Source organism: Streptomyces sp. NPDC006314, assembly GCF_040613075.1.
GTDB lineage: Bacteria > Actinomycetota > Actinomycetes > Streptomycetales > Streptomycetaceae > Streptomyces.
The window spans coordinates 1-2,112 of record NZ_JBEXRL010000069.1; the positions used below are offsets into that span (position 1 = coordinate 1).

Here is a 2,112-nt window from a genome sequence, read left to right on the forward strand (position 1 = left end):
CTGCGGCCCGGGCACCGGGGGAGCGGGCCGTGTATCCCGGCGGTTCACGGTTACTGATGAGGTCCGGGCTCTGCTGGGGCTGTGGAAGGGGAACGTCGCGGCGGTCCATCGTGAGCTGATCGCTCGCGCGGCCAAGGGTGAGGGGGAGCCGCCTCCGTCGATTCCGACGCTGCACCGGGCGATCCGCCGTGATCTGACGCCGGGGGAGCGGGCGGGGTTTGTGGGTGGGGAGCGGGCGGCGCGCAAGCATGATGTGTTCCTGGCCCGGCCGCGGGGCTGGCGTAACCAGGTGTGGGAGACCGATCACGTCCAGGCCCCGGTGCTGGTCGATGTCGATGTCGATGTCGATGGTAAGGCTCGCAGGCCGTGGATCACTTGGTTCACCGACTGCTCGACGAACGCGATCACCGGTGTCGCGGTCACGCCGGGGGATCCGTCGCGGGAGTCGGTGCTGGCCGCGCTGCGCTCCGCGGTCCTGCGTGAGGAACCCTACGGCCCGTTCGGCGGCGTGCCCGAGAAGGTACGGGTGGACCGTGGCAAGGACTTCCTGTCCAGGACGGTGACCGCCGCGTTCGATCTGCTGGACGTGACGGTGGAGGACCTGCCCGCCTACACCCCGCACCTCAAGGGCCGCGTGGAGGGCCTGAACCGGGCGGTGGAGAGCATGTTCCTGGCCTCGCTGCCCGGCTACGCCCGCCAGCCGCACCCCGGCAAGCGCTCCTCCCGTCCGAAGGACGAAGTCCTGCTGCGATTCGAGGACTTCACCACCCGGCTTCTGGCCTGGACGCTCTGGTGGAACACCGAGCACCGCCCGGCGCCGTTGCGTGGCAAGACTCCGCTTCAGGCGTGGCAGGACGATCCCACCCCGCTGCGGGACGTGCCGGCCGCGGATCTGTGGACGTTCACCCTGGAGGACGCCGGCACCCGCACGCTGACCACCCGCGGCATCCGCTTCCGCAGACGCGACTACGTGGGGGCGTGGATGACCGGCCAGGCCGGGATCCAGGTCCGTATCCGCTTCATGCCCCACCACGACCACGGCATCGAGGTCTACCACGCCGCCACCGGCCGCTACCTGGGTCCCCGCGGACCTGACCGACCAGGCCACCGACGAACAGATCGGCGCCGTACGGCGGGCAAGGGCTGCTCGCACGCGCCGCCTGAAGAAGGACCTGGAGGCCTCGCAGCGCGAGCGCTACGCCGCCGTGAACCAGCCGAAGGCACCTCAGCGGCTCGGCGCGCTGACCACCGCGCAGGCCGAGGCCGAGCTCGCTCGCACTGCCGACTCCGACCTCGCGCAGCTGGCGATGCCGGACGTCGTCCCGCCCGCCGCGCCCCCGGCAGACTGGCGCACCCCTGCTTCCCTGGCCGCGCTGACCGCGCCGGGCAGGCCCGCCCCGCGCCCGTCTAGCCGTAACTCTGCACCCACAGCCCCCGACAGCCCGGACGGGCGGGCCGCACGTCCCACCACCGACGAAGGCGGAGACGCCTGATGACCGCGGCCACTTACCAGTACGTCGACCTGCCGGACGCCTCCGTGGTCACCACCCGCGCCCTGCTGGCGGCGCGGGAGAACATCACCGACACGGTCGCCGCGCGGGCGATGATGTGCATCCACGGCGGCGCCGGCTTCGGCAAGACCCTCGCCGTCAACACCTGCCTGCGCGCACTCGAACCCGGCGAGGACGTCCGAAAGATCACCTTCCGGGCCCGGCCCACCGCCCGCGCGGTGCGCTACGAGCTGTTCACCGCACTTGACCTGGCCGGTGAACCGCCGCGCCATCCCAGCGAGTTTGACCGCCTGCTGAAGATGGCCCTGGCCGAGCGCCCTCGCACCTTTCTCGTCGACGAGGCGCAGTGGCTCAACGGGGAGGCGTGTGGGTTGGAGGGGTATGTGCAAGGCGGGGGTTGCTTTTCTTCTGGTGTCTCGTTGATGGCTTCGGTGGGACGCGCATGGTTCAGGCGCCACCTGAATGACGGTTGTCGCGGGATGGTGGTGTGGTGTGGGGGAGCGGTTTCTTAGGCTGATCGAGGGCGGGCTTGCAACCTCGGCATCCGATGTCGACCAGGCGCGGGATGAGTGGGCTTTCCAGGCCCGCTGCACAGAGGCGT

The 2,112-nt window shown here is 70.7% G+C and carries 2 protein-coding genes; both read left to right on the forward strand.

The features are described 5' to 3' along the window. Window positions 1–1,411, forward strand: a 1,411-nt coding sequence (locus tag ABZ079_RS36785; RefSeq protein ID WP_356943791.1) for a transposase family protein, incomplete at its 5' end; no start/stop codon positions are given. Window positions 1,412–1,492: 81 nt separating this feature from the next. After that, window positions 1,493–2,023 carry an ATP-binding protein gene (locus ABZ079_RS36790; protein ID WP_356943792.1) on the forward strand — a complete coding sequence of 177 codons (531 nt, stop codon included), beginning with the start codon at window positions 1,493–1,495 and terminating at the stop codon, window positions 2,021–2,023. Window positions 2,024–2,112: the final 89 nt, after the last annotated feature.